Here is a 23,750-nt window from a genome sequence, read left to right on the forward strand (position 1 = left end):
AATGCGCCTGGCCGATCTGTCGTCGCCGGACGTCGCGGAACACGCGGCGTCCGGCGCGATCCTCGCCGTGCCGCTCGGGGCCACCGAGCAGCACGGCCCGCACCTGCCGTTGAGCACGGACACCGACATCGCGACGGCGTTGTGCGACCGGCTCGCCGCGGAGCGACCGGACGTGCTGGTCGCACCGGCCGTGCCGTACGGGTCGAGCGGCGAACACGCGGGCTTCGCCGGGACGCTGTCGATCGGCCAGGCGGCCACGGAACTTCTGCTCGTGGAACTGGGCCGGTCGGCCTCCGAAACCTTCCGGCGGCTGCTTTTCGTGTCCGCCCATGGCGGAAATGCCGCTTCGGTGACCCGTGCGGTCGCGACTTTGCGGGCCGAATCGCGGGACGTTTCGGTGTTCGAGCCGCGCTGGCAAGGAGATCCGCACGCCGGACGGCCGGAAACCGCTCTGCAGCTGAACCTTCGGCCGGACAAGGTGCAGATGGACAAAGCCGTGCCGGGAGACGACCGTCCATTGAGCCAGTTGCTCCCCGCACTACGCAAAGGCGGTGTCAAAGCGGTGACTGACACCGGAATCCTCGGCGACCCCACCGGCGCGACAGCAGACGAAGGACGGGATCTCCTCGACGACCTGACGGCGCAGTTGCGAGCGCACGTGCGCGACTGGACTTCGGTAGGCACGCCATGAAAGCCGCCCTCGTAACCGGCGCCGCGCGCGGGATCGGCGCAGCCACCGCGACAAAGCTGGCCGAACAAGGCTGGGCCGTGCTCGCGGTCGACATCGCCGAAAACGACCCAGCTCTCCCCTACCCCATGGGAACCGGCGAAGAACTGTCCACAGTGGTCGAGACAATCCGCGAAACCGGCGGCATCGCCGAGGAATTCCGCGCAGACGTCCGCGACCGCGCCCAACTGGCCGCAGCGGTCGCGGAAGCGGAACAACGCTGGGGCGGCCTCGACGCGGCCATCGCGGCCGCCGGGGTGATCGCGGGCGGAGTACCGCTGTGGGAAATGCCGCCGGAGCAGGAAGAAGCGGTCCTCGACGTCAACCTCCGCGGTGTCCTCAACCTCGCGCACGTCGCGATTCCCGCGTTGCTGCGCCGTCCGAAACCCCGCTCCGGACGGTTCCTGGCTGTCGCGTCCGCCGCCGCCACGCGCGGGTTGCCGATGCTCGCCGCGTACTGCGCCGCGAAAGCCGGAGTCGCCGGGCTGATTCGCGCGCTGGGCACGGAATTGGGCGACTCCGGCGTCACCGCGAACGCGGTCAGCCCCGGCTCGACCGACACGCCGATCCTCGCCGAGAGCGCCCGCCTGTACGACCTTCCTTCGGCACAAAGCTTTGCCGCGCAACAACCTGTGCAGCGATTGCTCGATCCCGCCGAGGTCGCCGCCGTCCTGGCGTTCCTCGCCAGCCCGGAGAGCAGCGCGACGACCGGCGCAGTCATCCCGGTGGACGGAGGGCTGGCGCTGTGACCACCCCGCTGCCCGCCGGATTCCGCCTCGCCGTGGACCCGAGCGTCAAACAACTCACCGACGGCCTCCTCTTCGGCGGCTCCCCCGCCCGCGTTCTGCGCCTCACGAAAGCCGGGCGGACGGCGTGGGAACGCCTGGCGGACAACCCGGTCGAGACCTCGGCAGAAGGCGTCCTCGCCCGGCTGCTCACCGACGCCGGGTTCGCACACCCGGTGCCACCAGCCAAAACCGCCGACGCGACCGTCGTCATCCCGGTCCGCGACCGTGCCGAACTGCTCGGCCGCTGCCTCGCCGCGATCGACGGCCGATACCCCGCGCTGGTCGTCGACGACGGATCCGCCGATCCGGCCGCCATCGCCGCCGCAGCCTCCGCGCACGGCGCGAAACTCGTCCGCCGAGACGTCAACGGCGGCCCTGGCGCGGCTCGAAACACCGCACTGGAACACGTTTCCACCGACCTGATCGCCTTCCTGGACAGCGATTGCGTCCCGTCGCCGGACTGGATCGACCGGCTGGCCGGGCATTTCGCCGACCCGCTCGTCGCCGCCGTCGCACCCCGCGTCCGTCCCCTCGCCCCCGACACCTGGGCCGGCCGCTACACCCGCGCCGCCAGCAGCCTCGACCTCGGCACCGCCGCCGCCCGCGTCGCACCCGGCACCCGACTGTCCTATGTGCCCACTGCGGCACTCCTAGTCCGCCGCACAGCACTGGAATCCGTCGCCCGCGACGGCGCGGTCTTCGACCCGGCAATGCGCGTCGGCGAGGACGTCGACCTCGGCTGGCGACTCCACGACGCCGGTTTCCGGATCCGCTACGACCCGTCCGCGCACGTCGACCACCACGAACCGGCAACTTGGCGCACGTTGCTCAGCCGCCGCGCCAGCTACGGGACTTCCGCCGCACCGCTCGCCCTCCGCCGCCCGGCCGCGATGGCCCCGCTCGTCCTGCACCCCTGGCCGACGCTGACCGTCGCCGCTCTCCTCGCCCGCCGTCCGCTTCCGGCCGCCGCCGCGTTCGCGGGCGCGGTACTGACCATGACCCGCGTACTGCGCAAAAGCGACGTGCCCACCCACGGCGTTGCCCAGACGATGGCCACCGCCGTCGGCCAAACCTGGCTCGGATTCGGCCGCTACAGCACGCAATTCGCCGCTCCCCTGCTCGCCGCGCTCCTGCTGCCGGGCGGGCGGAAACGCTGGGGACGCCGGGCCGCGGTCGCGTCCCTGCTCGCCGGACCGCCGCTGACCTCCTGGCTCCGGCACCGCCCCAGTCTCGACCCTCTCCGCTACACCACCGGCGCGATCGCCGACGACCTCGCGTACGGCGCCGGGGTGTGGGCGGGCTGCCTCAACCACCGCACCGCGGTCCCGCTGCGGCCGCGTGTCACCTGGCGCCCTCTGCGCGTCGACCCGAAGGGAAAACGATGAGCACCACCTGGTTCGAATCCGTCGCCGAAGCACAGCGGCGGGCGAAGAAGCGCCTGCCCGCGTCCGTCTACTCGGCACTGATCGCCGGTTCGGAAAAAGGGCTGACGCTGCAAGACAATCTCGCCGCGTACGACGAACTGCGCTTCGCCCCGCGCACCGCCGGGCTGCCCGGCGAACGCGATCTGAGCACGAACGTCCTCGGCCGCGACGTCGCGCTGCCGGTGCTGATCTCGCCGACCGGCGTCCAGGCCGTGCACCCCGACGGAGAGGTCGCGGTGGCTCGCGCGGCCGCGGCGCGCGGGACGTCGATGGGGCTGTCGTCGTTCGCGAGCAAGCCCGTCGAGGAAGTAGTGGCCGTCAACCCGAACACCTACTTCCAGGTCTACTGGACCGGCAGCCGCGACGACATCCTGCGCCGGCTCGACCGGGCCCGGTCGGCGGGCGCGGTCGGGATCATCCTCACGCTCGACTGGTCGTTCTCGCACAGCCGCGACTGGGGCAGCCCGCACATCCCGGAAAAGATGACTCTGCGCGAACTGATCCGCTTCGCGCCCGAGGGCATGATGCATCCGCGCTGGCTGCTGGCCTACGCCCGCACCAAGAAGCTGCCCGACCTCAGCGTCCCGAACATGGCCGAGCCCGGCACGCCGATTCCCACGTTCTTCGGCGCGTACGGCCAGTGGATGCAGACCGCGCCGCCGACCTGGGAAGACGTCAGCTGGCTGCGGAAGCAGTGGGACGGGCCGTTCCTGCTCAAGGGCGTGTACCGCGTCGACGAGGCCCGCCGCGCGGTCGACGCCGGGGTCAGCGCGATCTCGGTGTCCAACCACGGCGGCAACAACCTCGACGGCACCCCCGCCACGATCCGCGCGCTGCCCGCGGTCGCGGAGGCAGTCGGCAGCGAGGTGGAAGTGCTGCTGGACGGCGGAATCCGGCGCGGCAGCGATGTCGTAAAGGCGCTCGCGCTCGGGGCGCGCGCGGTGCTGATCGGGCGCGCGTACCTGTGGGGCCTCGCCGCGGGCGGACAGGCCGGGGTGGAGAACGTGCTGGACGTCCTGCGCAACGGCATCGATTCGACGCTGCTCGCGCTGGGGCACCGCAGCGTGCACGACCTGAGCCGCGATGACCTGATCGTGCCGGAGGGATTCGAGCGCCGGATCGGAGCCTGACCGTCCGTCTACTGTGGACCTTCGTCCGCGAAGAACCGGACCGCCGCGGCGGTGAACTCCGGCGCGGCCGACGCCCCGTAGTGATTGCCGGGAACCGCGGCGAACTCCGCGGTCAGCAGCCGGGCGAGCGGCTCGCCGTCAGCGTGCCCCTCGTCCTCGCTGCCGACCACGACCAGCGCCGGGATGTTCAGCGCGGCGAGTTCGCGCATCGGCACGACCGAATGGAGAACGAGCAGCAGCGCCCGCGGGTCGGCGCCGAGACGGCGGATCCAGTGCGCCGTCTGGGCGTCGGCCCGCTCCACCGTCCGGCCCTCGGCCAACGCCGTGAGCACCCGGTGCAGCGGACCGCCTCCGCCGCCCCGCTGCATCGCGGCAAGTCCTTGTCCGCCAAGGAGTATCCGGGACGGCCGCGCTCCCCGCACGACCATGCGGAGCGCGACGCGCGCGCCGAGCGAGTACCCGCCCAGGGCGTATTCGGTCAGGCCGAGCTGCTCGGCGAACGCGAGTCCGTCGTCGACGAGCACGTCCGGCGGATAGCAGGCTGGATCGCCGGGCTGCGGGCTCGCGCCGTGCCCGCGGAAATCCGGCAGCAGCACGCGGAACCCGCGTTCGGCGAGTTGCTCGGCCAGCCCGCTGCGCAGCCACGCCTCGCCGGACGAGGTGAATCCGTGCAGCAACACGACCGGCGTACCTTCGCCGAGCTCACGGTAGGCCAGTTCGAGCCCGTCGCGCGCACGGAACCGATGGACGGGCAGTTCGATCACGGCGTCCACTATGGCACGAGCCCGCTGGTCCGCACGCGCTGCTGACGCGGCGGACCAGCGACTCGTTCACGGCAGCGGGCGCGTCCCCGGCACCACCCATTCCCGGTCGACCCGGCCGTCGACCGCGACCAGCACCGCGATCCCGCCGCGCGAGCCGTCCGACCAGGTCCCGGCGATGGTCTGCCGCTCCGGGTCGAGCACCAGTTCGCCGTGCCACGGGTGCGCGTCCTTGGCGAGCACCCGCAATTCCTCGCGGTCCAGATCGCCTTCGCCAGGCCCGTCCGGCAGCTCCGACCGGCCGTCCGGCGAGGGGATCGTCCAGTTCCGCGAGACCTTTCCGTCGGTGAGCACGCACAGGTCGGCTCCGGTGATGACCACGCCGTCGCGCCGGGTGACGTCCCAGGTGAAAGCGAGCCGTTCGGTGCCGTCGACGACGAAAGTGCGCGGGACGAACACGTTTCCGACGTCGCGCTGGTACTTCGCGATGAACGCCTCGGCGTCCGCCGGGCCGACCAGCGGGTCGAGGCCGGGTTTGGTGCCGGACCACTGGCGGCCGTCGGCGGTGAGCAGCCGGTGCGCGAGCGAGGCGTCCTCGTTCCACATGCGGCACCAGAGGGCGGGGATTTCTTCGGGGTTCAGGTCGTTTGCCATGCGAGAACGATCGCGTCCGCCGGCGACACCGTCCTGTCGGTGTTTCCCGCCGCGTGGCGCAGGTCACTCGCCGAGCGGGCGGGCGGAGATCCGCGCGAGTTCGGCGTCGAGGTCGACCTCGCGGCGCTCGACGCGGTCGCCGGTCAGTGCGAGGGCGCGGATCCGGTCCAGCAGGAAGCCGCGGACCGCGTCGCGCAGGCGGCACCAGCCGAGCACGTACCAGCCCGCCGGGCCCCACAGCAGGCCCAGCGGCTCGACGTCGCGTTCGGTCTCCTGGCCTTGGGCGTCCACATACGACAGCCGGAGGACGCGCCGCGCGGCGAGAGCGGTCAGGATCAGTCCGCTGTGGACGGCGGGCGGTTCGGGCTCGCCGACCCGGTGCAGCCGCGCGGCGAGGTGCTGTTCGGCGTCGCGGACGTCGGACGGCAGCCGCGCGAGCACCTTGCGCGCCGCCGACTCCGCCGCGCCCGCGAAAGGCGAACCGGCGGCCGAACGCAGCGCGACGGTGATCGCGATGGCTTCCTCCGGCGTGAGCGTGAGCGGCGGCAGGGTCCGTTCGCGGTCGAGCCCGTAGCCGCCGGTCCGGCCGGTTTCGGTCCAGATCGGGACGCCTGCCTCGCGCAACGCGCCGAGGTCGCGCTCGACCGTGCGCACGCTGACCTCGAACCGGGACGCCAGCCACGCCGCGGTCCGGGTGCGCGGCGCGACCGCCCGGAGCTCCTCGACAAGTGCGTACAGCCGGTCCGTGCGATTCACCCGGCCAGCCTACGGACCTGCGGATCCTCACCCGATCGGGTGGCTTTGCGGGCGACTGCCGTCACGAAGGCGGACCTGCGCTGTTCCGTTCGCGGGAGCCGCGACCGGCGCCGGTCCGTCCTGTGGAGGGCGGCGGACCGGCGAGGTCCCCTCGTTCGTCGGGGGACGAGGGGGCCGCCGGGGCGGGTCGGCGCAGGGGGCCGGCCCGTTCCCGGTCCGGCGGGGACACTTGACTCTCACACCGTGTCAGAGCGTGTGCTGGGGAGGTCATGTTCACCATCGGAGAATTCGCCCGCCACGGCCGGGTTTCGGTTCGCATGCTGCGGCACTACGACGCGCTCGGCCTGCTCCGGCCCGCCGAGGTCGACCCGTGCACCGGCTACCGGCGCTACACCGCCGGGCAGCTGGCCGCGCTGAACCGGATCGTCGCGCTCAAGGAGCTCGGCTTCGGGCTCGGCGAGGTCGCCGCGCTGCTGGACGAGCAGATCCCGCTCGACCAGGTCCGCGGCATGCTGGCCCTGCGCCGGGCCGAGCTGGCCGAACGCGTCGCCGCCGACCGGCTCCGGCTGGCCGAGGTCGAGGCGAGACTCCGCACGCTGGAAAGCGAGCACGCCATGCCGGACACCGAAATCATCGTCAAGGACCTCCCCGCCGCGCGCGTCGTGCGGCTCACCGCGACCGTCGAAAGCTTCTCTCCCGAAGCGATCAGCCCGGTCCTGCGCCCGCTGTGCGCGGAACTCGGCCGCCGCCTCGAAGGATCCGACGCCGCCCCGGCCGGGCCGTTGACCTGCTACTACGAAAAGCCAGCGGGCGAAGACGATCCCGTCGTCGTGCACGCGGCGCTCCCGGTGTCCGGGGCCGTCGCCCGGCCGAACGGCCTCGAGGCGGCCGAACTGCCCGCCGCCCGCGCCGCGACGCTGGTCCACCGAGGGCCGGCGAGCGGATTCCTCGCCGGCTACCAGCGGCTCGCCCGGTGGACCGACGAGCACGGGTTCCGCGCGCACGGCTTCCCCTGCGAGGTCTACCTCCACACTTCCGGCGACGAGAGCGAATGGGTCGTCGAACTGTGCGAGCCGTTCGTCGAGGAACCGCGCTGACCGGCCAAGACCCGACCTTCGACGGGTTGCGCCGCCGCTCGTTCCGGACGCGAATGGGTGGGGACGACCCGAGGAGGACGCAGGTGTTCTCGACAGGTCCCGGCACCCAGCCGGACCGGCTCGCCGACGCGCTGGCGGACGGGCCGTTCAGCCGTGCCCTGACCCTGGCCATCGACCGCAGCGGGCTCGGTCTCGACCGGCTGCGCGACCGGCTCGCCGCGGCGGGAGCGGCGGTCAGCACCACGACTCTCAGCTATTGGCGGACCGGCCGCACCGTGCCCGCCCGCGCCCGTTCGCGCGTCGCCGTGCGGATTCTCGAGGGCGTGCTCGACCTGCCGCCTGGCTCGCTGACCGGGCTGATCGAACGCGATCCGGAACCGCCGCCGGTCCCGGTCGTGCGCTGGGAACGGCTGTGGGGACGCCGGAACGCCGTGCTGCGCGTGCTGAACTCGTTCGAAACGGCGTACCGGACGTCGCTGGTGGTCGTCAGCCTCCACGAGGCCGTGCACGTGGGCCCGGACCGGCGGCTGCACCGGCTGGAAGTGCGCGAGGTCGTCCGCGCGACCGAGGACGACACGCACATCCGGCTGGTCACCGCGCACGGCGTCGGCCCCGGCTGCCCGCCGCGGCTGGTGCGCACCCGCTACTGCTCGCCAGGGCGCACGGAAACCCTCGCCGAAGAAGGGTTCACCGTGTGCGAACTCGTCCTCGGCCGCGGGCTGGACCGGGGCGAAACCGCGATCGCCGAGTACGAGTTCGAGTTCACCGACGACCGCCCGGACTGGTCCTACGAACGCCGGTTCCGCAACGCCGTGCACGAACACCTGCTCGAACTGCACTTCGCGCCCGGCTTCGAACCGCGGGCCTGCCACGCCTACCGCCTCGACTCCCCCGCCGGGCCGGAGACGACCGTCGCCGAACTGCCGATCACCGAAGGCCTTCCCGCGCACGTCGTGTCGGCCGAGGTCACTCCGGGGATCCTCGGCCTGCGCTGGCAGTGGGACCCGCCATGATGGACCCATGGAATCGACGCGGATCGACCGCTGGCTCTGGGCGGTCCGGCTGACCAAGACGCGCGCCGACGCCGCGGCCGCCTGCCGCGGCGGGCACGTGCGCGTGAACGACCGCCCGGCGAAACCCGCGACCACGGTCGTGCCCGGCGACGAGGTCCGTGCCCGGATCGGGACGACGACCCGCGTGGTCGAGGTCGTGCAGGTGATCCAGAAACGGGTCGGCGCGGCCGTCGCGGCCACCTGTCTCATCGACCGCACCCCGAAGCCGCCGCCGGAAGCCGCGATCCCGGTCGCCCGCCGCGAGCGCGGCGCGGGCCGTCCGACGAAGCGGGAGCGCCGGGTGCTGGACGAGTTCCGCCGTCAGCAGGGCTGATCGCGCAAGGGCTCTCGGCCGGGCTCAGGTGCGTACCTTGTGCGCGTCCGAGATCCGGGCGTCCGCTGATGTGGCTGGCCTGATCAGGCGTCCGATTCCGCCTTCGCGCGCTTGCCCCAATGGATGTGCTGCTCCTCCCGCATCCGCTCGACCATGTCGGGATAGTGCAGTTCGAAAGCGGGCCGTTCGGAGCGGATCCGCGGCAGTTCGGTGAAATTGTGCCGCGGCGGCGGGCTCGACGTGGCCCATTCCAGGGAATTGCCGAAGCCCCACGGGTCGTCCACGTTGACCTTCTCGCCGTAGCGGTAGCTCTTCACCACGTTCCAGATGAACGGCAGCACCGAAGCGCCCAAAATGAACGCGCCGATCGTCGAAATGGTGTTCAGCACGGTGAACCCGTCGCTGCGGAGGTAGTCCGCGTACCGTCGCGGCATTCCTTCCGCGCCGAGCCAGTGCTGCACCAGGAACGTCGTGTGGAAGCCGATGAACGTGGTCCAGAAGTGCCATTTGGCGAGCGATTCGTCGAGCATCCGTCCGGTCATCTTCGGGAACCAGAAGTAGATCCCGGCGAACGTGGCGAACACGATCGTGCCGAACAGCACGTAGTGGAAGTGCGCGACGACGAAATAGGTGTCGGTGATGTGGAAGTCCAGCGCGGGCGCGGCCAGCAGCACCCCGGTCAGGCCGCCGAGCAGGAACGTGACGAGGAATCCGACCGACCACAGCATCGGCGATTCGAACGACAGCGTCCCCTTCCACATCGTGCCGATCCAGTTGAAGAACTTCAGCCCGGTCGGCACCGCGATCAGGAAGGTCATGATCGAGAAGAACGGCAGCAGCACCGCGCCGGTGGCGAACATGTGGTGCGCCCACACCGTCGCGGAAAGCCCGGTGATGCCGACCGTCGCGAACACCATCAGCCGGTAGCCGTAGAGCGGTTTCCGGCTGAACACCGGGATGATCTCGGTGACGATCCCGAAATACGGCAGCGCGACGATGTACACCTCGGGATGGCCGAAGAACCAGAACAGGTGCTGCCAGAGGATCGCCCCGCCGTTCGCCGGGTCGAAAACGTGCGCGCCGAGCCTTCGGTCCGCCTCCAGCGCGAACAGCGCGGCGGTGAGGATCGGGAACGCGATCAGCACGAGAATCGCGGTGAAGAAAATGTTCCAGGTGAAAAGCGGCATCCGGAACATCGTCATTCCCGGAGCCCGCAGGCACAGGATCGTGGTGGTCATGTTGACCGCGCCGAGAATGGTTCCCAGACCGGACACGATCAGGCCCATGATCCACAGGTCGCCGCCGACACCGGGACTGTGGACGGCGTCGGACAGCGGCGTGTAAGCGGTCCAGCCGAAGTCCGGAGCCCCGGCCGGCGTGAGGAACGCGCTCAGGACGATCAATCCGCCGAAAAGGTACAACCAGTAGGAAAACGCGTTCAATCGCGGAAACGCGACATCCGGAGAGCCGATCTGCAGCGGCAGCACGAAATTGGCGAAACCGAACACATTCGGCGTCGCGTACAGCAGCAGCATGATCGTGCCGTGCATGGTGAACAGCTGGTTGTACTGCTCCTGCGACAGGAATTGCAGTCCCGGCTGGGCCAGTTCGCCGCGCATCAGCAGCGCCATCGCGCCGCCGACCAGGAAGAACGCGAACGACGTGCCGAGGTAGAGCAGCCCGATCTGCTTGTGGTCGGTGGTGCGCAGGATGCCCAGCAGCACCGAGCCCTTCTTGCCCCGGCGCGGCGCGGCGGCGATCACCACTGGCCGGGGCTTCAGCTGTGTCATGACCGACCTCCCGCGCACCCGACGATCGCCGGGCAGCCCGCGGCCGCCCGGCCTCACCCGGGGCGGGTAACCGGCCGGGACCCGCGGCAAACCCCGGCTTGTGTCAGCTGTCCCGGTGATACGGCAACTGCCCGTTCGTCAGCGCCGCACCGAACACGACGGCCGCGCCGACCACCAGCAGCACCGCTCCGGCGGCGGGCGCGGACGCCCACCACACCACGCCCGACGCGGCCACCAGCCAGGCCCCGACGAGCGCCTCTTTCCGGGCCGGCGGCGTCGCCTTGCGCGCACGCAATCCCGCGCTGCCCAAAGCGAGCACGCCGATCGCGAGCACCGCCAGCACCGGCCAGTACACCCTCCTCACTCCCGGAACTCGCCGCTGTGCCTGCGATAGGCGACAGTCACCGAGATCACCGAGAAGATCGCCAGCAGCACGCCGACGATCAGCGAATTCGTGCGGATCGCGTCGCGGTGCCCGTCGACCGGGTAGCCGAACGCGAACGGCGCGGCGATGAGCCAGAACCCGATCGCGACGTTGACCAGTCCCAGCCAGCGCGCGCGTTCCGGCAGGCCGAACCGGACCAGCGCGACCGCCGCCACGGCGATCCCGCACGCGAGGCTGTTCCAGAACCCGGCCGTCGCGGACAGCGTGAACGAGTAGCTGTACGCGAACGCCGCGAACACCAGCCACGCCCCGGCCAGGAACTCGGCGGTCAGCGGCAGCCTGCTTTCCCGCAGCTTCCGGTCCCGCGGCGTGAACGCGGTGAGCGCCATGCTCATCTTCATCCGGTGGTCACCTCCTCGCCGGGGCTACTGCCCGGCCTTGATTCCCGGTTCGCCGTGATCGAACTGGATCGCCTGGTGCAACGGCACCGTCGTGGTCCGGGCGGAGCGCGGGACGCGCAGGCCCATCGGCAGGACCACCCGGTGGTGCGCCGCTTCGAGGACCATCGCGCTGCACGCGTACCAGGCCAGCACCGCGGACACGAGCAGGAAGTAGGCGGCGATGGTGCGCACGACGCCGACGTCGCCGATCAGGCCGATCGCCAGCAGCGTCGACGCGGCGGCGAGGACCGCGAGCAGCGCGCAGAGCACGAGGCTTTCCGCCAGCGCGGCGAGCGCGCCGGTCCAGGTGATCGCCGCGAGCCCGATGAACCAGAAGCCGATCGCGGCCGCCGCGACCGGGCTCGCCGCCGTCGACGGCAGCCCGCCGAGGCCGACGAACAGCTGGTAGACGCCGAAGCCGATCCAGAACGCGCCCCACGCCCCGTGGATCACCGTGGCGAGCGCGTCCCGGGCCCGGTAGGACCACATCCCGGCGAGGAACTGCGCGACGCCGCCGAAGGCGAACGCGAAGGGGGCGAGCAGCAGGGGCGTCGTCGTGCTGTCGCCGAACCAGCCGGCCATGTTGGCCGCCACCATGAACGTGGACACCGCGAACCCGGCGAGTCCCAGGATCGACGGTGCGGCCACCGGACTGAGATTGATGTGCGTGTGCTCGCGCCAGAAGGAATACTCCGCGCCGTCGCCGCCTGCCGGCATCGCGCGGTCGGCCATCTTCATTTCCCGGGTCATCCTCGGCTCCTTTCCGCGCCGACCACCCCTGTCCGCCGCGCGTACCCCGCCGCCGACCTGCGGAACCCTGCATTCGCTAGGCCGAACGAGTGAATTTCGTGCCCGGCCGGGCAACGGGCAGTGTCCATTTCGGACGCGACACTCCCCCGCGCGGGCCGGATGCCCGGCGACCAGGGGTCCGATATGCCAGGGTGTGCGCATGGCGAGCGTCCGCGGTTATCTGTTGTCCTGGACCACTTTGCTGCCGCTGCTCGCCCTGGTCCTGCTGGCGCTCACTTGGGGACGCACGCTGGGTCCGGTGCCGGTCGCGCTGGTCGCGATCGCGCTGGCGGGCACGGTTCTCGCCGCGGTCCACCACGCCGAGGTCGTGGCGCACCGGGTCGGCGAACCGTACGGCTCGCTGGTGCTCGCGGTCGCGGTGACCGTGATCGAAGTCGCGCTGATCGTCACGATGATGGCTTCCGGCGGCGACAAGGCCGAAACCCTGGCGCGCGACACGGTGTTCGCCGCGGTGATGATCACCACCAACGGCATCGTCGGGCTGTCGCTTCTCGTGGGTGCGCGCCGGTACGGGGAAACGCGCTTCCACCCCGAAGGCAGCGGCGCGGCCCTGGCGACGGTCGGCACGCTGGCGACGCTGAGCCTCGTCCTGCCGACGTTCACCGCGAGCACGCCCGGACCGGCCTTTTCCGGGCCGCAGCTGGCTTTCGCGGCCGGTGCGTCCTTGGTTCTCTACGCCACTTTCGTGATGACGCAGACCGTCCGCCACCGCGATTTCTTCCTTCCCGTCGACCATGACGGCGAGACCCGCGAGGAGGAGCACGCGGAACCGCCGAGCGCCCAGAAGACCTTGGTGAGCCTCGTTCTGCTGCTGATCGCGCTGGTCACCGTGGTCGGTCTGGCGAAGGTCGAGTCCCCGGCGATCGAGGCCGGCGTGCGCGCGGCCGGGCTGCCGCAGTCCTTCGTGGGCGTGGTGATCGCCCTGCTGATCCTGGCCCCGGAAACGCTCGCGGCGGTCCGCGCGGCACGGCGCGACCGGATGCAGATCAGCCTCAACCTCGCGTACGGCTCCGCGATCGCCAGCATCGGCCTGACGATTCCGGTCATCGCGCTCGCATCGGTGTGGCTGAAGGGCCCGTTGCTGCTCGGTCTCGGGCCGACGCACATCGTGCTGCTGGCGCTCACAGTGGTGGTCAGTGTGCTGACGGTGGTGCCGGGGCGGGCTACGCGGCTTCAGGGCGGGGTGCATCTGGTGTTGCTGGCGGGATTCCTGGTGCTGGCGATGAATCCGTGACGGTGTGCTGGCGGAACGCTCCACAATGGAGCTTCTGCTGACCGCTTCGCGCGCGGTGGCGAGGGCCGTGAAGGACGCCTTGCGGGAATCCAAGTCCGTGAAGGAGCCCCTCACGGACCTCGGCGGGAGAAGAGCCGCCCGGCGATCCTGTCACGCCGAGCCCGCAGACGAGATTCCCGATTCGCTTATCGTTGCCGCGGCTGGTGACCGACCGCTGGTCGAGCCGCTTTTTCCGCCGCTTCCCGAGGCTCTTCGCGGGCCGCCGCCGCGGTCCGCGGGAGGAAAAGGCCGCCGGTTTTGTCGGTGCTTCTCCGTATCCTGGCCAGGTGAAGATCCAGCAGTCCCCAACCCCGTCCGCAGCGGCCGGTGAAGCCGCGCGCAGAGCTTTCCCCGGCAGCCTTCCGTCGGCCGGCGCCCGCTTCGTTCGCGCCGCCGACCTCGTGCCCGCCGCCTTCGCGAGCGCCCTCGCCTCGGTCAGCGAGGTGCGCCGATGAGCGGCGTCTCCTCCCCCGCCACGGAAGCACTGGAGCGCCCGGCCGCCAAGCCCGGCCTGCTGATCAGCGTGCTCGTGCTGTCGGCGTTCGTGATGATCCTCAACGAGACCATCCTGAGCGTCGCGCTGCGCGACCTCACCGTCGACCTGGCCGTCCCGACCACCACGATCCAGTGGCTCACCAGCGGTTTCCTGCTCACCATGGCGGTGGTGATCCCGACGACGGGGTTCCTGCTCGAACGGTTCACGCCGCGGCAGGTGTTCGTCTTCTCGCTCGCCTCGTTCAGCCTCGGCACGCTGCTGTGCGGCGTCGCGCCCGGTTTCGGCCTGCTGATGGCGGGCCGCGTCGTGCAGGCGTGCGGCACCGCGGTGATGATCCCGCTGCTGATGACCACCGTCATGCGGCTCGTGCCCGCACAGCGCCGCGGCGCGACGATGGGCACGATCAGCATCGTCATCGCGGTCGCGCCCGCGATCGGCCCCACGATCGGCGGCGCGGTGCTGTCGTCGCTCGGCTGGCGGTGGATGTTCTTCATCGTGCTGCCGCTGTCGCTGGCCGCGCTGGTCACGGGGATGCTGCAGCTGCGGATCGACAGCGAAACCCGCGCGGTCCCGCTCGACGTGCTCTCGGTCGTCCTGTCGGCGATCGGTTTCGGTGGAGTCCTGTACGGCCTGTCGTCCGCGGGCGAATCCGCCGAGACCGCGCTGGTGCCGCCGTGGCTGCCGATCGTCGTCGGCGTGGTTTCGCTGGCGGTGTTCGGCTGGCGGCAGCTTCGCCTGCAGCAACGCGACCGCGCCCTGCTCGACCTGCGACCGTTCACCCACCGCAGTTTCGTCGTCGCGCTGGGGCTCAGCGCGTTGCTGTTCATGTGCCTGATCGGCGCGGGCGCGATCCTGCTGCCGCTGTACCTGCAGACCGTCCTGCACAAGTCCACCTTCGTCAGCGGCCTGGCCGTCCTGCCCGGAGGTCTGGTGCTGGGCCTGCTCGGCCGTCCGGTCGGCGCCCTGTTCGACCGGGTCGGCGCGCGCCCGCTGGTCCTGCCCGGCGCGCTCGCGATGGCGGTCTCGCTGTGGCTGTTCTCGTTGCTGGGCCCGGGTTCGCCGCTGATCGCGGTGATCGGCATCCACATCGTCCTGATGGCCGGTCTCGGCCTGATGATGACGCCGCTGATGACCGAATCGCTGGCAGCGCTGCCCGACCACCTCTACTCGCACGGCAGCGCGATCCTCTCGACGCTCCAACAGGTCGCCGGTGCCCTGGGCACCGCCGTGTTCATCAGCGTCGCGACCCTGAGCAGCGCCGAACACGCGGCAGTAAGCCCCGATGCCGACGGCCTGCACATGGCGTTCCTCGTCGCTGGCTGCATCGGTGTGGCCGCGGTGATCGGAGCCTGGTTCGTCCGGTCGCCCCGCCCGGAACAACCGGAGGAGGCCTGATCCCGTGGACTCAGAGCGGCTCGACGCCGTAGCCCGCACCTACACCGCGCCGATGACCAGCATCCGCGGCCGACGCGTCCACCGCCTGATCACGCGCCGGTTGGCAGGCTACGACCACGTCCTGCCAGCCACCACCGCCGACGGCACCCCGGCGCTGCTGGCCCTATCCGCCGACGGCCGAGCCGCCTTCTGCCACAGCGACGGCCGCGGCCCGTCCGCAGACGTCGTCACCTGCGGCCCGACGCCCGGGGTCACCGTGACGTCCGCACACGACCTCACGAAGGACTCGCTGCCGGTGCTGAACTGGACCGTCCGGCATCCAGGCCTGCTGGACGTCGCGGGCCCGCTGACGATCGTCCCCGGCGCGGCGGAGCAGGAGGAGGTCGAGGCAGCCCTGCGTCCTCGATGACCGGCTGCGGGCCGACCTGCTGATGCATGATCCTGTCCGGTTTACGGCATAGGTGCCGTGAGGGGAACCCTGAGGGAATCTGATTCCCTCAGGGTTCCCCTCACGGCCCTGGCCCTGGCCCCAGTCCCGGGGCGGGCGTTTCGGTCTCAGCGGCGGAAAGCGCGCTCCCACCGTTCGACGTCCCGCACCCTGCCGTCCGGCGCGGACCAGCAGGCTTGGAGCAGGTCGTAGCCGTCGTGGACCAGGGCGGCGTGGGCGGGCCAGCGCTCGGCAGCCCATCCGGGCTCGTTGTGCACCGAATCCACCCCGGCCCGGGTCGCGCCTTCCAGCTCGAACTGGAGGTCCCGGCGCGCAGCCGCACGCGGAACCGGCGCACCGGCCAGCACCGCCCGCGCGGCGGCGCGCACTCGAGACCCGGTCCAGTCCAACGTCTTCCGGTGCGCACGCGGCGCCACCGCATACTGCACAGCCACCGCCACCACGACCCCGATCGCCGTCTGCGCGAAACGGTCCGCCACCGCGGGCCACACCGGCCCCGGCTGGCTCGCCACCCCGGCAGCCAGCAGGGCGAGCGGCGTGATGACGACTGTCGCCACCGCGTAATTCCGCGGCACCACCAGCTCCACGCAGAACTGCAACACCGCCAGAATCAAAATCAGCACCACCCCGGACGGCGCGACCATCATCACCAGCCCGAACAGCACAAGCCCGGCCGCGGTCCCGACAAACCGGTGCAGCGCACGGACATTCGCCCGCCGCCGGTCCAACCCCTGCTGCAGCACCACCAACGCACTCAGCACCGCCCAGTGCGGCCGTCCAAACCCGACCGCCACCGCCAGTTCCCCGGCGACCACGCAACCGGCACCGACGCGCAACGCCGTCAAAGCGGCATGCGACCGCAACGGAACCGCCCGCCGCAGCCGGTACCCGAGGTTCGGTCGCGGCAACGGCAGCTTCCCCGGCGGCAGCTCGACGGACTCGCCCGGCGAAGCGTCCGCGAACCGCCGATGGGCAGCAAGCAACGCCGCCACCAGGTCCGGTTGCGTGCCCCGGCGCGGATGTCCCGCGTCATGCAGGGAAGTCCACGCCGCAGACACCGCGGCACCGGCCGCGTGCCGAGCCTCCGCCGTCTTCCGCTCGGCCGAGATGAACGCGTCGACAGCCCGCACCGCACGCTCGACAGCCGTCCGCTCCGGCTTGGTCCGGTCAACCAGCACCCCGGCCATCGACACCACAACCGACGATCCGACCCCCGCCGCAGCGCACCCCAGCACCACCCACGGCCGGGCACCAGCCTCGACCGCCGCCTGCGCACCCGCGCACACGAGCGCGAAGAACAACGGCCCCGGCGGTCCGAGCCGCAACGCGTCGACGACGTAGGTCGCCAGCACCGCCACCACAGAGACCACCAGCACCGACACCGGCCCCGGCGGCACCACGGTCCCCACCGAAGCCCCCAGCGCAGCCGCCGCGAGCAACCCGGCGCCAGCAGTAGCCACGACACCCGCCCGAACCCGGTACGGCCGTCCTTCGCCGTACAAGACCGCGAACGTCCCCAGCGTGACAAACAACGCCGAGGCCGAGGCCCCCGCCAACACCAGCGCGATCCCCGGAACGGCCACCGCCGCCGCTGCCCGCAACCCCGCCGACCACCTCCGCCCGACCGGCGGCAAGGCGAACATCAGCGCCCGAAAACCCGCCACGCGAGGCAACTGCTCAACCGGCTCGGGCGACTCCATCCGCCCATCCCAACACGACGCCACCCACCCGGAAAGCCCGGCCACGGCTGGCAGAGACCGCGGGCACACTCCCGATGCCGGGTTTGCTCCGCAACCGAAACGCCTGGCCTGCGGACGGAGAGACACTGCCCGGCCCACCCAACGCGGCTGTCCCCCGCCTCGCCGCTCACCCCCAGCCCTCGGGCTCTGCTCACGAACCCCGCGGGCAGAGGACGACCGCCAGCCCGGCGAACACAGCCGTCACGCCAACCAACCGCGACACCCAGCCCTCAAGCTCCGCTGGCTAACCCCTGCGAGCAGAAGACAACCACCAGCCCCGCGAACACAGCCGTCACGCCAGCCCGCCGCCCCCCAACTAATTCCGGCGGACAGAAACCACGGCCAACCCCGCCGAATGCGGCCCGTCGCTCGTGCACCACGCCAGCCCTCGTGCATCGCAGCAGCGCGCTCTCGTTTCGCGACGATCGAGCCGCCGTACTCGTCCGCTGCCCGCCGAGCGGCGGTCACTTCTCGCTCTCTTCGACCGATGCTCCGGCCCGCATCCCTCATGAGCCAGACCTGAACTCGACAGACCCGCCGCACCGCCCTCATCCCAGGCGAATCCGGAGCCAGCAGAGACTCCGCTATCGCACACGGATTGTCAGGCCCGGTCAGGCGACGGCCAACGCTCGCAGAACAGCGATCGCTTCTCACCGCTTCGACCGGCACACCCAGGTCCGCGAACCTCCCGAGCAAGATCAGCGACCGGCGTTTACTCAACCGCCCCGGCCTGAACTCGACAAACCCGCCGCACCGACCTCAGCCCAGCCGCCCCGGAGAAGCCAGCCGCCTCCGCCGTTCACCGGAACTCTGCCCGCGCAGCCGCCTCCCCCACCGTCACTTGGTCGAGATCCGGGTGGGTCGCCTCGGCCCGTTCCCACTGCGTCGCAGCCTCATCCGCAATTCCCTGCGCCGCAGCGACATTTCCCAATCCCAGGCAAGCCCGCGCCGCCTCGTGGGTGCTGCCGCAGGTCTCCGCGCGGGTGGCCGCTTCCCGGTACGCCGACTCAGCACCCGGATGATCACCGGCGCGGAATCGTGCCCAGCCTAGGCAGTTCAGTCCCATCACGATGTCCAGTTCCAGCCCCAGTTCCTCAAAAACCGTCAGCGTTTCCTCGACCAGGCGGGCAGCTTCGGCAGGCCGTCCCAGCGCGGTCAGGACCAGGGCGACACCTCGCGTCGTAATGGCGCCGCTGCGTCGGTTGCCGGTCAGGGCGTAGAAATCGGCTGCGGAGCGCAGGTCCCGCAGGGCTTGTTCGTGGTTGCCCCGATAGTGCTCGGCCCACGCGGCATGCGCCAGGGCGGTCGCTTCGCCGTGGCGGTCGCCGATTTCCCGGTACTCCCGCAGGGCCTGGCGGTAGCACCGGGACGCCTCGTCCAGATCGCCGCGGTCGACGTACGCGATTCCCAGGTTCGCGGTGGTCGTCGCGGCGGCCCAACGGTTGCCGACAGCTTCGGCGGCGGCGCGGGCCCAGCGGTGCGTCGCGATCCACGGGTCCCACAGTTTGGTCAGGTAGAAGAAGCCCCGCAGGAAGAACGCCAGCTGCCAGCATCGCTCGGACTCCCCGGTCCGGCGGCAGAGTGCGACCAGGTTCGGCCATTCGGCGCGGAACCACGCGATCGCGCTGTCCTGATCCGGGAATTCCACCTCGGGCAGCCCGGGCGGGTAGGTCACCTCCGGGCGGTACCGTGGGCCGCTCAGCGCTCGGTCGGCGCGTTCCGCGGTCGCGACCGAGAAATCGGCCAAGCGGCGGAGCGCATCCTCGCCGGGCACGTCGGAGGCGGCGAAAACCCTTACCAGGTCGTGGAAACCGTACCGGCCCAGTTCCGGCTGGGTGAGCAGGTACGCCTGGTGCAGGCGGTCCAGCAGACGCTCAGCCGCCACCGCGTCCAGGGAACCGAGCGCTTGCGCCGCGGTGACGTCGAAGTCGACGCCGGGGTGCAGGGCCAGCAACCCGAACAGCCGCGCTTCCGGCTGCTCCAATTGGCGGACTGACAACCGGAAGGCGGCGGCGAGGCTTCGTTCGCCGTCGTCGAGCTCGCCCAGGCGGCGGGTTTCGTCGGCCAGGCGGCGTTCCAACTCCGCGACATCCCATGCTGGGTGGGCGCGCAGGCGGGCGGCGGCGATCCGGATCGCCAGCGGAAGGCGGCCGCAGCGGTCTGCGATGCGCAGGGCAGCATCCGGGGGCGCCCCGGTCAGAGTGGCGACCAGGGCGGCGGCGGAAGCGGACGGGAGGACGCCCAGCGAGACGTGCTCGGCTTCGTCCAATGCGGGCAGGCGGCTGCGGCTGGTGATCACGACCCGGCATTTCGGTTCCGCGGGCAGCAGTGGGCGCACTTGCCCGGTGCTGCCCGCGTTGTCCAGCACCAGCAGGAAACTCCGGCCGCGCAGGCAAGTCCGGAAGAGCGCCGCGCGGTCGTCGGGATCGGCCGGGATCCGGTCGGCGGGCACCTCGAGGATCCGCAGCAGACGGTCGTGCGCGTCGGCGGGCGTGACCGGTTCGTCGGAGGTGCCGCGGAGATCGAGAAAGAGGCTGCCGTCGGCGAAGGACGCCTCCAGCCGGTACGCGCACCGCACCGCCAGTGCCGTCTTGCCGGCTCCTCCCATGCCGGAAATGACGCAGACTCCGCCGTCGGACTCCAGGATCTCGCGCACGGTCTGGGATTCGGCATCGCGGCCGGTGAAGTCGGCGGTTACCGGAGGGAGGCCGGACGGGCGGACGTCCGGACGAGTCCGGCGTTTTCCGGTTTCCGCGGGAACCAGTGCGGTAAGGGCTCCTGGAGTGCCGAATTCGGATTCGCACAATGCCGCGAGTGTGGAATTCGGGGCAGCGAGGCCGGTTTCGACCTTGCTCAGGTACCCCTTGCTGTAATGCACCCGTCCGGCCAGTTCGGCGAGCGACAGCCCGGCCGAGGTGCGCAGCCGCCGCAGTTCCGCCCCGAACGTCGCGCGCGCTGTCATCCGCCCCCACCTTCTTCTCGCTCCCAGTATGACTGTCCGGCAGACGCCGGGACGGGGTTTCGTCACGGCGCGGTCCGCACCGACACCGGCGGCGCGACCGGAGCCGGTCCGCCCGGATGGCCGAGCGCGACTCCGGACACGAGCGCGGCCGCGGCGAGCCACAACGCGGCGCGCACCAGCAGAGAAAACGAACAGACGACCTTCACGACAAGCTCCTTCCGAGGATTTCCGCCTGCCTGATCAGCGGCTTGTCCCGAGAATGCGGGAGCGCGCGGCAATCGGGGAAGGAGTTTCCCGTTTCCACCTTAATCGCGTGAACGGGGAACCGGAGGCAACGCCGCGGCGAAAGGCATTCCGCTCTGATGAGCAGGGCGCCAGCCCGCACGCCAGCCCGGTCGCGGGATCGAAAGCGGCGCAGCCGTCCCTGACTGGAACAGTCACCCGCCGTTTCGGGAAGGAGCCATCCGAGCGAATTTCCGCCCGGATAAACCCGGTCGCACCAGCCGGACGCGGGAATGGGAAATCATTCCGGTCACAGTCCGTGCGCCGGGCCCGGGCGAGGCTGGACATCCGCGCCCGCATTGCGGAACAGTGGCTGCGGGCGGGGAGACGCGAGGGAGGAACGGGTGGAACCGAACGCGGCGGACTTGGTCGCGGAATTGAAAGTGCTCCGGAAGGGGCGCGGCGTTTTCACCACTCCGCTCGGGATTCGGGTCGGCCCGGTCCTGCGCGAGGTGTGCGGGATTCCCGACAACGCGGAAAACGTCGAGATCCGCGACCGGCTCGCGCACGTGCTGGAACCGCTGGCCAAGACGCTCCCGGACGACCTCCGGATCGCCGTGCTCGCGGCGTTCGCGATGCACGAACCGGCGCGCAAGCCGTTCTACCAGGAGCGGGTGCACTGGGCCGCGCGCGAGCTCGACCGCGACGACCGCACGATCCGGCGGCGCATCGACGAGGGCATCGAGCACGTCGCGCACCTCGCGCTCGCCGGCCCGCGCGAGGGCGGCGGGCGGCCCGCACCCGAGGGCAGCTGGCACACCGAACTGCTGCGCGTGTCCCTTGCCCTGGACCAGGAGCGGCCCGAGGTGTTCGAGTTCCGGCGGATCGTCGCCGACGCCGACGACCTCGCCGAGCTGGACCTCGCGCTCACCCTCACCACCACGTCCACGGCGTCCGGGCCGGTGCGGGAAAGCGATCTGGACGTCGACGTCTTCCACGGCGGCACGCTGGTCCGCCGCGCGATGGAGTCGAACGACCGGGTCGGGCTGGCGCTGCAGCTGGCCGACCCGTTGCCGCGCGGGAAAACGCACGACCTCGCGCTGCGGTTCCGCGCGGAGTTCCGGCATCCGCACTACGTGTGCGTGCCGCGGCATCCGGTCGACCGGTTCGACCTGCACGTGCGCTTCCCGGCCGCGCCGCCGACCGAAATCGTGCGGCTGGACCGCGTGTTCCAGGACGACGCACGCGATCTGGGCGCGCGCGGCGACGTGGTGAGCCCGGACGGCTCGGGCGAGGTGCACCTGCGGTTCGACCGGCTCGCGCCCGGGTTCGCCTACGGCATCCGGTGGAGCCCGGCCGGCTGAACCTCCCCGGCCGGGCCCGGCGCCGGTCAGTGCGTGATCATCGCGATTCCCCTTCCCGATCGGGATTTCTCCGACCGCACCGGGATCGCCGCCGCGCCGCGCCGCGCTACCCGCCGGCGGAACCTGTCCAAGATCTGTCCAGGTCCGTGCGGATTCCGTTGCCGCGCAACGGACAGAAGCTGGACAACACCTGCGCGGGCGCAACACCGGCGCCCGGGCGGCCGATTCCCGGATCGAGCGGGCGAGACCACCGCGGCCGCCCGTACGAAAGGAACGACCCCTATGCCCACCGCCACCGTGCCCGAACCGGTCGAAGGCTACGTCCCGCTGTCCGCGCTGCCGCGTCCGTCCGAGCTGGCGCAGCGGCTCGAAACCGTGGTCCGCGCGGCCCGCGACAAGGTCCCCGGCGCGGCTCCGGAACTGCTGGCGCTGCTGAAACCGGTGATCGCGCGCTACTGCCGCGCCCGCATCGGCGGACGCGACCTGTCGTACCTGTCGGCCGACGACGTCGCGCAGGAGGTGTGCATCGCGGTCCTGCAGGCCGTCCCGGGCTACGAGGACCGCGGCGGATCGTTCCTGCACCTGGTGCGCGCGATCGCGGCGAACAAGGTGGCCGACGCGTTCCGCGCGGTGTCGCGCGACCGCTCGCGGCCGGTGTCCGACGTCCCGGAGAACCCCGATCTGGGCGACGGTCCCGAATCGCACACGATGACGGCCGACCTCGGCGCTTCGCTGGGCAGGCTGATGGCCGGGATGCCGAAGCTGCAGCAGGAAATCCTGACGCTGCGCGTCGTCGTCGGCCTCACCTCGGCCGAGACGGCGAAGGCGCTGGGGATGTCACCGGGCAACGTCCGGGTGACGCAATGCCGCGCGCTGGCGAAACTGCGGGACTCGATCCAGGAGCAGGGACTCGCCGAAGCGCTGCTGGCGTGAACTCGCAACATCGCCGGAACTGGTCCGGACCACTGGAGAAAAAATCCCCGAAGTTCACCCGCTCGGGCCACTTCGGCGGCGCGGGCGGGCCCGGAACGCCCGGGTCCGGACCGGCTCAGCCCGCGTCGAGCCGCCGTTTCATCCGGCGCAGGAACGCGATCCGGTCGGTCTCCACGCGGACCGCCGTGCGGTCCGGGTAGATGTCGAACACGCCGGTCATCCCGGTTTCGGCCAGCCTGCGGCCCGCCGCGCCCGAGGGATGCGCGAGCAGCCGCAGCACCACGCCCTCGGCGGCCGCGCGGTCCTGCGCGGCCCGCAGGACGTGCACGCCCGCGTCGCTCAATTCGGTCAGCCCGGTCAGGTCCAGCACCAGCGCCATCGGGCGCTTGGCCAGCGCGAACGTCACCGCCCGCACCACCACCAGCGCGGTGCCGGCGTCGAGTTCCCCCGCCAGCAGCAGCGTGAGCACGTCGAGGTCGTCGTAGCGGTACGACGACTTCAGCCGTGCCGATCCCTGTGAGCCGGCTTCCATCCGCGTGCAGCACTCCCTGTCCAGGCGGGGCCCGTCGCGCCCGCTCGTCCACCCGACACCATTCTGGACCTCCGGGCACGGTGACCGCGCTCACAGTCCTTGTCGGCGGCTCGTCAACGCGCGCTGCTCCGCTTGTCCCACGACGAAAGTCGGGAACTGAACCGGCCCGACCTTCGGCGGGTTCCGTCATTTACCGACATTCACGACGGTGGGTCAGTACCTGACCACACTCCCCGTA

The 23,750-nt window shown here is 71.2% G+C and carries 24 protein-coding genes; 13 read left to right on the forward strand and 11 right to left on the reverse strand.

From position 1 onward, the window contains the following. Position 1: 1 nt before the first annotated feature. Genes mftE through mftD form a run of 4 tightly spaced genes read left to right on the forward strand, consistent with a single transcriptional unit; the run spans position 2 to position 4,069 of the window. A complete protein-coding gene (gene mftE / locus EIZ45_RS33385; RefSeq protein WP_037819536.1) occupies positions 2-691 on the forward strand; it encodes a mycofactocin biosynthesis peptidyl-dipeptidase MftE in 690 nt (229 codons plus the stop codon). Then, complete coding sequence (locus EIZ45_RS33390) at positions 688-1,476, forward strand: mycofactocin-coupled SDR family oxidoreductase (RefSeq protein WP_037819535.1); 789 nt, start codon at positions 688-690, stop codon at positions 1,474-1,476. The genes mftE and EIZ45_RS33390 overlap by 4 nt, the downstream gene beginning before the upstream one ends. Next, on the forward strand, positions 1,473-2,900 hold the full coding sequence (gene mftF / locus EIZ45_RS33395) for a mycofactocin biosynthesis glycosyltransferase MftF (RefSeq protein ID WP_134666560.1): 1,428 nt from the start codon (positions 1,473-1,475) through the stop codon (positions 2,898-2,900). Before EIZ45_RS33390 ends, mftF begins: the two co-directional genes overlap by 4 nt. Continuing rightward, positions 2,897-4,069 carry a pre-mycofactocin synthase MftD gene (mftD, locus tag EIZ45_RS33400; protein WP_134666558.1) on the forward strand — a complete coding sequence of 391 codons (1,173 nt, stop codon included), beginning with the start codon at positions 2,897-2,899 and terminating at the stop codon, positions 4,067-4,069. Before mftF ends, mftD begins: the two co-directional genes overlap by 4 nt. 8 nt (positions 4,070-4,077) lie before the next feature. Here mftD and EIZ45_RS33405 read toward each other — a convergent pair whose 3' ends face one another. From EIZ45_RS33405 to EIZ45_RS33415, 3 genes are all read right to left on the reverse strand, one after another. Continuing rightward, positions 4,078-4,833 (reverse strand): alpha/beta fold hydrolase, encoded by a 756-nt coding sequence (locus EIZ45_RS33405; protein ID WP_240690776.1) that lies wholly within the window; start codon positions 4,831-4,833, stop codon positions 4,078-4,080. 66 nt (positions 4,834-4,899) lie between these two features. Next, entirely contained in the window at positions 4,900-5,484 is a 585-nt protein-coding gene (locus tag EIZ45_RS33410) for a nuclear transport factor 2 family protein (protein ID WP_134666554.1), read from the reverse strand. Between the two features lie 63 nt (positions 5,485-5,547). After that, a complete protein-coding gene (locus EIZ45_RS33415) occupies positions 5,548-6,240 on the reverse strand; it encodes a YafY family protein (protein ID WP_134666552.1) in 693 nt (230 codons plus the stop codon). A 269-nt stretch (positions 6,241-6,509) separates the two neighbouring features. Between EIZ45_RS33415 and EIZ45_RS33420 the strand changes: the two genes are divergently transcribed. The 3 genes from EIZ45_RS33420 to EIZ45_RS33430 all read left to right on the forward strand — a co-directional run bounded on the left by EIZ45_RS33420 (position 6,510) and on the right by EIZ45_RS33430 (position 8,723). Then, positions 6,510-7,337 (forward strand): MerR family transcriptional regulator, encoded by an 828-nt coding sequence (locus tag EIZ45_RS33420; protein WP_037819529.1) that lies wholly within the window; start codon positions 6,510-6,512, stop codon positions 7,335-7,337. Between the two features lie 83 nt (positions 7,338-7,420). After that, entirely contained in the window at positions 7,421-8,350 is a 930-nt protein-coding gene (locus tag EIZ45_RS33425) for a hypothetical protein (RefSeq protein WP_037819528.1), read from the forward strand. A 7-nt stretch (positions 8,351-8,357) separates the two neighbouring features. After that, complete coding sequence (locus EIZ45_RS33430) at positions 8,358-8,723, forward strand: RNA-binding S4 domain-containing protein (RefSeq protein ID WP_199818137.1); 366 nt, start codon at positions 8,358-8,360, stop codon at positions 8,721-8,723. An 83-nt stretch (positions 8,724-8,806) separates the two neighbouring features. Here EIZ45_RS33430 and ctaD read toward each other — a convergent pair whose 3' ends face one another. From ctaD to EIZ45_RS33450, 4 genes are all read right to left on the reverse strand, one after another. After that, positions 8,807-10,513 (reverse strand): cytochrome c oxidase subunit I, encoded by a 1,707-nt coding sequence (ctaD, locus tag EIZ45_RS33435; RefSeq protein WP_043833386.1) that lies wholly within the window; start codon positions 10,511-10,513, stop codon positions 8,807-8,809. 103 nt (positions 10,514-10,616) lie between these two features. Beyond that, positions 10,617-10,868: a hypothetical protein gene (locus EIZ45_RS33440; protein WP_037819525.1), complete on the reverse strand. Its 252-nt coding sequence runs from the start codon at positions 10,866-10,868 to the stop codon at positions 10,617-10,619. Between the two features lie 5 nt (positions 10,869-10,873). Beyond that, entirely contained in the window at positions 10,874-11,299 is a 426-nt protein-coding gene (locus EIZ45_RS33445; RefSeq protein WP_051172342.1) for an SPW repeat protein, read from the reverse strand. Positions 11,300-11,323: 24 nt separating this feature from the next. Further along, positions 11,324-12,088, reverse strand: coding sequence for an acetate uptake transporter family protein (locus tag EIZ45_RS33450; protein WP_205670122.1), 765 nt, complete (start codon positions 12,086-12,088; stop codon positions 11,324-11,326). 199 nt (positions 12,089-12,287) lie between these two features. Here EIZ45_RS33450 and EIZ45_RS33455 point away from each other — a divergent pair, with 199 nt between their 5' ends. From EIZ45_RS33455 to EIZ45_RS33465, 4 genes are all read left to right on the forward strand, one after another. Then, entirely contained in the window at positions 12,288-13,382 is a 1,095-nt protein-coding gene (locus EIZ45_RS33455; protein WP_037819523.1) for a calcium:proton antiporter, read from the forward strand. A gap of 203 nt (positions 13,383-13,585) precedes the next feature. Next, entirely contained in the window at positions 13,586-13,876 is a 291-nt protein-coding gene (locus tag EIZ45_RS46270; protein ID WP_134666550.1) for a hypothetical protein, read from the forward strand. After that, on the forward strand, positions 13,873-15,312 hold the full coding sequence (locus EIZ45_RS33460; protein WP_134666548.1) for an MDR family MFS transporter: 1,440 nt from the start codon (positions 13,873-13,875) through the stop codon (positions 15,310-15,312). Before EIZ45_RS46270 ends, EIZ45_RS33460 begins: the two co-directional genes overlap by 4 nt. 4 nt (positions 15,313-15,316) lie before the next feature. Then, positions 15,317-15,721: a hypothetical protein gene (locus EIZ45_RS33465; RefSeq protein ID WP_134666546.1), complete on the forward strand. Its 405-nt coding sequence runs from the start codon at positions 15,317-15,319 to the stop codon at positions 15,719-15,721. A 146-nt stretch (positions 15,722-15,867) separates the two neighbouring features. On the opposite strand, the gene EIZ45_RS33470 is transcribed toward EIZ45_RS33465, so the two are convergent. The 3 genes from EIZ45_RS33470 to EIZ45_RS46570 form a co-directional block, all read right to left on the reverse strand. Further along, positions 15,868-17,460 carry an FUSC family protein gene (locus tag EIZ45_RS33470; RefSeq protein WP_134666544.1) on the reverse strand — a complete coding sequence of 531 codons (1,593 nt, stop codon included), beginning with the start codon at positions 17,458-17,460 and terminating at the stop codon, positions 15,868-15,870. Positions 17,461-18,298: 838 nt separating this feature from the next. After that, complete coding sequence (locus EIZ45_RS33475) at positions 18,299-20,461, reverse strand: tetratricopeptide repeat protein (RefSeq protein WP_205670121.1); 2,163 nt, start codon at positions 20,459-20,461, stop codon at positions 18,299-18,301. Positions 20,462-20,523: 62 nt separating this feature from the next. Then, positions 20,524-20,667 (reverse strand): hypothetical protein, encoded by a 144-nt coding sequence (locus EIZ45_RS46570; protein WP_205670120.1) that lies wholly within the window; start codon positions 20,665-20,667, stop codon positions 20,524-20,526. A gap of 420 nt (positions 20,668-21,087) precedes the next feature. On the opposite strand from EIZ45_RS46570, the gene EIZ45_RS33480 reads away from it, so the two are divergent. Both EIZ45_RS33480 and shbA read left to right on the forward strand, forming a co-directional pair. Next, positions 21,088-22,047 (forward strand): hypothetical protein, encoded by a 960-nt coding sequence (locus EIZ45_RS33480; RefSeq protein WP_134666540.1) that lies wholly within the window; start codon positions 21,088-21,090, stop codon positions 22,045-22,047. A 282-nt stretch (positions 22,048-22,329) separates the two neighbouring features. Then, positions 22,330-22,980 carry an RNA polymerase sigma factor ShbA gene (gene shbA, locus EIZ45_RS33485; RefSeq protein ID WP_167756624.1) on the forward strand — a complete coding sequence of 217 codons (651 nt, stop codon included), beginning with the start codon at positions 22,330-22,332 and terminating at the stop codon, positions 22,978-22,980. A gap of 115 nt (positions 22,981-23,095) precedes the next feature. Here the strand turns inward: shbA and EIZ45_RS33490 are convergent, their stop codons facing one another. After that, on the reverse strand, positions 23,096-23,512 hold the full coding sequence (locus tag EIZ45_RS33490) for an STAS domain-containing protein (RefSeq protein WP_009076775.1): 417 nt from the start codon (positions 23,510-23,512) through the stop codon (positions 23,096-23,098). Positions 23,513-23,750: the final 238 nt, after the last annotated feature.

The organism is Amycolatopsis sp. CFH S0740 (genome assembly GCF_004522315.1).
GTDB classification, from domain to species: Bacteria; Actinomycetota; Actinomycetes; order Mycobacteriales; family Pseudonocardiaceae; genus Amycolatopsis; species Amycolatopsis nivea.

Excerpts from the sequence above, each read along its gene's own strand:
- mftE (WP_037819536.1), top strand. The coding sequence starts at position 2 with ATGCGCCTGGCCGATCTGTCGTCGCCGGACGTCGCGGAACACGCGGCG.
- EIZ45_RS33390 (WP_037819535.1), top strand. The coding sequence starts at position 688 with ATGAAAGCCGCCCTCGTAACCGGCGCCGCGCGCGGGATCGGCGCAGCC.
- mftD (WP_134666558.1), top strand. The coding sequence starts at position 2,897 with ATGAGCACCACCTGGTTCGAATCCGTCGCCGAAGCACAGCGGCGGGCG.
- EIZ45_RS33410 (WP_134666554.1), bottom strand. The coding sequence starts at position 5,484 with ATGGCAAACGACCTGAACCCCGAAGAAATCCCCGCCCTCTGGTGCCGC.
- EIZ45_RS33420 (WP_037819529.1), top strand. The coding sequence starts at position 6,510 with ATGTTCACCATCGGAGAATTCGCCCGCCACGGCCGGGTTTCGGTTCGC.
- EIZ45_RS33430 (WP_199818137.1), top strand. The coding sequence starts at position 8,358 with ATGGAATCGACGCGGATCGACCGCTGGCTCTGGGCGGTCCGGCTGACC.
- ctaD (WP_043833386.1), bottom strand. The coding sequence starts at position 10,513 with ATGACACAGCTGAAGCCCCGGCCAGTGGTGATCGCCGCCGCGCCGCGC.
- EIZ45_RS33445 (WP_051172342.1), bottom strand. The coding sequence starts at position 11,299 with ATGAAGATGAGCATGGCGCTCACCGCGTTCACGCCGCGGGACCGGAAG.
- EIZ45_RS33450 (WP_205670122.1), bottom strand. The coding sequence starts at position 12,088 with ATGACCCGGGAAATGAAGATGGCCGACCGCGCGATGCCGGCAGGCGGC.
- EIZ45_RS33455 (WP_037819523.1), top strand. The coding sequence starts at position 12,288 with ATGGCGAGCGTCCGCGGTTATCTGTTGTCCTGGACCACTTTGCTGCCG.
- EIZ45_RS33460 (WP_134666548.1), top strand. The coding sequence starts at position 13,873 with ATGAGCGGCGTCTCCTCCCCCGCCACGGAAGCACTGGAGCGCCCGGCC.
- EIZ45_RS33470 (WP_134666544.1), bottom strand. The coding sequence starts at position 17,460 with ATGGAGTCGCCCGAGCCGGTTGAGCAGTTGCCTCGCGTGGCGGGTTTT.
- EIZ45_RS33475 (WP_205670121.1), bottom strand. The coding sequence starts at position 20,461 with ATGACAGCGCGCGCGACGTTCGGGGCGGAACTGCGGCGGCTGCGCACC.
- shbA (WP_167756624.1), top strand. The coding sequence starts at position 22,330 with ATGCCCACCGCCACCGTGCCCGAACCGGTCGAAGGCTACGTCCCGCTG.
- EIZ45_RS33490 (WP_009076775.1), bottom strand. The coding sequence starts at position 23,512 with ATGGAAGCCGGCTCACAGGGATCGGCACGGCTGAAGTCGTCGTACCGC.